The organism is Hydrocoleum sp. CS-953 (genome assembly GCF_002260545.1).
Taxonomy (GTDB): domain Bacteria; phylum Cyanobacteriota; class Cyanobacteriia; order Cyanobacteriales; family Microcoleaceae; genus Trichodesmium.
The window spans coordinates 1-5570 of sequence record NZ_LGSU01000941.1; the positions used below are offsets into that span (position 1 = coordinate 1).

At 32.4% G+C, this 5570-nt stretch carries 6 protein-coding genes; 5 read left to right on the forward strand and 1 reads right to left on the reverse strand.

What is annotated here, in order from left to right; translation table 11 throughout:
- Nucleotides 1-126: 126 nt before the first annotated feature.
- From AFK68_RS12930 to AFK68_RS12950, 5 genes are all read left to right on the forward strand, one after another.
- Nucleotides 127-2172: a sensor histidine kinase gene (locus tag AFK68_RS12930; RefSeq protein WP_094673173.1), complete on the forward strand. Its 2046-nt coding sequence runs from the start codon at nucleotides 127-129 to the stop codon at nucleotides 2170-2172.
- 257 nt (nucleotides 2173-2429) lie between these two features.
- Complete coding sequence (locus tag AFK68_RS12935; RefSeq protein WP_094673174.1) at nucleotides 2430-2639, forward strand: hypothetical protein; 210 nt, start codon at nucleotides 2430-2432, stop codon at nucleotides 2637-2639.
- Between the two features lie 220 nt (nucleotides 2640-2859).
- A partial coding sequence (locus AFK68_RS12940; protein ID WP_371357363.1) for a phosphate-starvation-inducible PsiE family protein occupies nucleotides 2860-3142 on the forward strand: 283 nt, incomplete at its 3' end.
- Nucleotides 3143-3194: 52 nt separating this feature from the next.
- Complete coding sequence (locus AFK68_RS45010) at nucleotides 3195-3353, forward strand: phosphate-starvation-inducible PsiE family protein (protein WP_371357364.1); 159 nt, start codon at nucleotides 3195-3197, stop codon at nucleotides 3351-3353.
- A 518-nt stretch (nucleotides 3354-3871) separates the two neighbouring features.
- On the forward strand, nucleotides 3872-4327 hold the full coding sequence (locus tag AFK68_RS12950; protein ID WP_094673177.1) for a nitrate reductase associated protein: 456 nt from the start codon (nucleotides 3872-3874) through the stop codon (nucleotides 4325-4327).
- Nucleotides 4328-4638: 311 nt separating this feature from the next.
- Here AFK68_RS12950 and rimM read toward each other — a convergent pair whose 3' ends face one another.
- Entirely contained in the window at nucleotides 4639-5268 is a 630-nt protein-coding gene (gene rimM, locus AFK68_RS12955; RefSeq protein ID WP_094673178.1) for a ribosome maturation factor RimM, read from the reverse strand.
- Nucleotides 5269-5570: the final 302 nt, after the last annotated feature.

The following is a 5570-nucleotide window of genomic DNA, read 5'->3' on the forward strand; positions in this document are numbered from 1 at the left end:
AATAATTAACAATTAATAATTAATAATTATCTCTAATGAATCTTAGACGAGAAAATGTTTTTCTAACTGTTCCCTTTTCCCTGCCTATATAATTGAACCTTAAGTAGAAAGAAACAAGCCGCCACCATGCAAAAGTCACCACTAAACCCTATATTTTGCCAACTTTCACCAAAACTTCCCCTGCGAGCTATAGTCATTGTCCCATTTGTACTGCAAATTATCTCAGCAGTAGGGTTAGTGGGATATCTGTCATTTACAAATGGTAAGCGTGCAGTCAACGACTTAGCTCATCAATTACAAAACGAAATTACAGTCCGTATTCAGAAGAAACTGGATATTTATTTAGAAACTCCCCATTTAGTGAATCAACTAAATGTCAATGCTATTCGTCTTGATCAACTTAATATTCAAGCAACTAACGATCTCGAACTTCATTTATGGAATCAAATTCAGTCTTTTGACTCTATTGGCGTAATTGGGATTACATCTACATCAGGAACTATGGTTGCAGTTAGTCGCCAAGATAATAACGCATTGAATATTATTGTTACAGACAAATCTACAAACGGAGAACTACACGAATATACTACCAATAGTCAAGGGGGGCGAACTCAGCGCACAAAAGTAGTTCCCCAATATGACTTCCGTTTGCGACCTTGGTATCAAGATGGTATTGGTGCAGCTCAAGCAGCCTGGGGTAAGATGTTTACATCCCTAATTGATGAAAAAGTAAAAATGATGGCGACTCGACCTGTAGTTGATAACGATGGTAATGTCATCGCCTTAGTCAATGCTACTCTCACTTTTTCTCAAGTGCATGAATTTTTACAGAAGTTGAATATTAGTAAGTCAGGGGAAGCCTTCATTTTAAACCGTTCTGGAGAACTAATAGCTAGTTCAGGCAAAACCGATTCTTTTATTAATAACAATAATGACTCAAAACTGATAGACGCTTTAGATAGTAAAGACCCTTTAATTCGTTTAGCAAGTCAACATCTCAGAGACAGGTTTGGGGATCTAAATCAAATTCAGAATACTTCATTACTGAAGTTTGATATTGATGGTAAACAACAATTTTTACAAGTCGTACCTTTTAGCGATAAATATGGTTTAGATTGGTTAATTTTAGTAGTAGTTCCCCAAGCAGATTTTATGGGGCGTATTTATGCCAATACTCGAATTACTGTTGCCTTATGTTTGATGGCATTTATACTAGCAATTTTTCTTGGTTTACTTAGTTGTGAATTAATTATTAGACCAGTTAAACGTTTGAAAGAAGCAGCAACTTCTTTATCTGTTGGGAATTGGGAACAAAAAGTCAAGGAAGTGCCCATTGATGAATTAGCAATATTGGCTCAATCATTTAATCAAATGACAGAGCAAGTAGAAAAATCATTTGTTGAATTGGAGAGAAAAAATGCTGCTTTACAGGAGGCTGATAGGTACAAAGATGAGTTTATGAAAAATATTTCCCATGAGCTGAGAACTCCACTTAATAGTATTATTTGTTCGCTCAAATTAGTCCTTGATAACTTTTGTGATAGCCCAGAAGAAGAAACTGAATTATTAGAGCAAGCTGATAAATCTGCTATTCATTTGCTGGATTTAATTGATGAACTTTTGGATTTGGTACAAATTAAAGAAGGCAAACTTATAATTGAGAAAAAGTTAGTAAATTTGTCTGAATGTTTAAGTGAAATAATCGATTCTCAACAACCTCTAATCCAACAGAAAAATCTGGAACTATACAAACCTAATATGTCTAAATCAATATTTGTAGAAGCTGACCCGACAAAGCTAAAGCAAATATTTTTAAATGTTATTGATAATGCAATTAAGTTTACTGAGACTGGCAGTATTACTATTGATATTCAGCTTAAACCTGGTATGAATACTTATTATATCGATGAAATTCCGATTGCAGTAGTAACTATTCAAGATACAGGAATTGGAGTTGAACCTAGTCAACAACAGCAATTATTTCAATCTTTTGTCATGCAGGATGGTTCCACTACTCGTGCTTATAATGGTTGTGGTTTAGGATTAGCAATTTCTCGTAGTTTGATGGAATTAATGGGTGGTAATATTACTCTAGAAAGTGCTGGTAAAAATCAAGGTACAACAGTTTATATATCTTTACCTATTACTCTCCAAACTTCTGATTATAGTTAAATTTTGATCACTTTAATTGTAAGCATTTCCTGCGGAATGCGGAGCTAACAGCTATTAGCAGTCAGCTCATCCTAGGTCATGCTACGCAAACAGCTTTTTATATATACCTTGCTTTTAAGGGCAAGGTTTTAAAATAATACCCACACTTCAGGCCAATTTTAACTAGAACTTAATCAAACTATAAAACATTGATAATTGCTATTTGACCATAACTAATTGTATACTAATCGGGCACAATTGAAAACCAGGGTGATAATATGCAATCAAATTCTGATGATTTCCCAGAAAAAAACTCAGGAAATGCTATACCTTATTATACCAGATCCAAAGCAAATTTATCACTTTTATTACACAATATATCAATTGCTGCCTTGGTCGGAGTAATAGCTTTTACAGGAGTAAGCTCTTTGATTATTGCTGCTAGTAAAAACTCGCTTAATGAGATGGAAAAAACAGAAATAGAATAGACTTATACTACTACTTGGTTTCTTTTAACTCTATAGTAAAAAGGTGCCTTTCAATAAATTTCTATTAATTGCCAAATTTTATGTCAATTCTATACTAAATATCAAAATGAATAAGTTCCTTAAAACCATCAAAAATCTTGTTCTTCCTGAACGAGATGAAGTTTTCCTCAAATTTATTGAATCTATGGAAATCATAGTTTCTAAAGTTCTGACTTTATCTATGATTGCTGTGATTCTTTTTGCTGTATTCGATCTAGTCGTTTTTATATCTGAAAAACTTTTCTTTGCACCCCATCCTCTATTTAAAGATTCTTTATTTGAAATATTTGGACTATTTTTAAATATTTTAATTGCTCTGGAACTTTTAGAAAATATTACAGCTTACCTCCATAAGCACGTTTTTAGTCTAGAGTTAGTAATTGTTACTTCTTTAATTGCTGTAGCCCGAAAAATTATTATTTATGATTTGGATAAAAAAGGAGGAGACGCCTTAGTTGGATTAGNAAAAATATTACAGCTTACCTCCATAAGCACGTTTTTAGTCTAGAGTTAGTAATTGTTACTTCTTTAATTGCTGTAGCCCGAAAAATTATTATTTATGATTTGGATAAAAAAGGAGGAGACGCCTTAGTTGGATTAGCATTTGCTATTTTTGCTTTATCTATTAGTTATTGGATTATTAGCTCACGAAAAAAGCCTCCATCCCATCATTAAATATGATGTAGCAATATGGTTTGAGTTGTGAGATATTGGAGATTTTTAGGGAACAGGGAACAGGGAACGGGGAACGGGTAACAGGCAAAATATTTTCACGAAAAAGGCATGAAAATGGATTTTTTATGGTGACTTNTTTATCTATTAGTTATTGGATTATTAGCTCACGAAAAAAGCCTCCATCCCATCATTAAATATGATGTAGCAATATGGTTTGAGTTGTGAGATATTGGAGATTTTTAGGGAACAGGGAACAGGGAACGGGGAACAGAGAAGAAGGAAAAAATATATCTATTATCATAAGATAACTGCTATATTATATACCTTTAAGGAATACTTCAATTCTCACATCTGATTCCTGATTGCTATATCTGGTTTAATAAATTAGGTAATAGAAAAAAGTAGGGTATAGTATTTTTTTGCTATTACCTATTGGCTAAAATCCAAAACTTATGTATTTAACTTAAAGATGAGAATTGCTATATCTCAGAGTTATTTAACAAAAAAATCAAAAAAATATGAGTGACAATTATTTTGAATTTGAGCAAGATTTTGTAGAATCTTTACGGTGTATTCCTATGATAGTACGCTATAAATTAGATACCTGCGGAGTTAAATTAAAATTATCCCACTGGCATCAATTTAATCATTCAATTCGTCAAGAATTGGTAGATAAACCTTGCAGTAAATCAGAGGAAATTCAAAGTTATCGAACATGGCTGCATCAGTTAGTAATTGAGCAGACAGATACCCCTGCTAAAGATTTACCTATTGAAGAAAATCCAGCTTGGATGGATGAGAAAAAAATTCCAGAAACAGTTCAGGAAAAAGCTAAAGAAGTGGGTATTAAAATTAATTTAGACCAATGGGAAAATCTGACTCCAGTACAAAGGTTTGTTCTGATTAAACTTAGTCGTCCTAGCCATGAAAATCAAAATTTTTTACCTGCTATTAAGGAATTTAAACTGATTTGAATCAGGAAAGGATAACACTAATTTTTACCGAAATAATTAATAATTAAACAGTTAAATAATTAGATCATTCACGCCTTGAAGCCTCCCCTTGAAAGGGGAAAAAATAAATCTTTTCCTTATTTGTCTTACCTCTCCCTTTTAGGGAGAGGTAATTATCAATTATCAATTAATGAAACAGATGTCGGAATAATATCAAATCTACTGCCAATGGAAGTGTTATAAGAAACCGGGTTTGTGGGAGAGAGATATCAGTATCGTAGGGTATTTAATACAAACCCGGTTTCTATACTTTAATAACTGATAACTGAAATTTACAAATCAATTAAGCCTTCAGGGGGATTAATTTCAATGATACTTTTTTCAAAATCAACTATAGGAACAATTTCTTTGACAAAGGGAATTAAAATATTTTTTGGTTGGGTAGATTGAGGTTTTTGTTGATGTTTTTTCCGCCGACTTCTCCCTTTTTCTTGTGGTAAATTATCTCCCTGATGAACTTCAGAAATAACAGGAGTATCTGTAGATATTTTTTCTACTTCTAATAAATCATTTCCAGCAGAAATCATACTGACAACTTTGCCAATAGTTTCCCCATTTAACTGATTAATAACTGTTAAACCAATTAAGTCTGGTACATAAAATTCATCTTCTTCTAGTTGTGGGCGATGGCCTTTTTCAATCAGTAACTGACTATTTCGTAAGGCTTCAGCTTGTTCGCGATTTTCAATTCCTGCTAATTCTATTACATACAAACCCTTACTAGAAAGATAACGACCACCTAATAATTCAATAGACTGGGGTTCCATTTTACCTGGTGATAATAGCCACCTTTTTCCAGGTTCTAAAAATCTTTCTGGGAAGTCTGAGCTAGGATATACTCGCAATTCTCCTCTCAAACCTTGAGGTGCAACAATTTTACCAATTTCAATCCATTCAGACATTCTTTTAAATCAAAAATCAAAAGTCAAAATTCAAAAGTCAGAATGATTAATTATTTCTATAGCTAAGAAAGAATTAGTTAGGACATAGACTAATGATAAATCTTAGACTAGGAAACGTTTTTCTAACTGTTCTCTGCTATATGAAAATTTGGTCTAACTTTTGTGTATATTATAATTCATTTTACTCTCAATTTGGAATCTAGGTTTGATAATTAGAATTAATTCATAGATCGAAAATATTATTAGTTAATCTGAATTTTTAGCAGAATTATGAAAATTATAAATCTGATTTTAACTCTTAT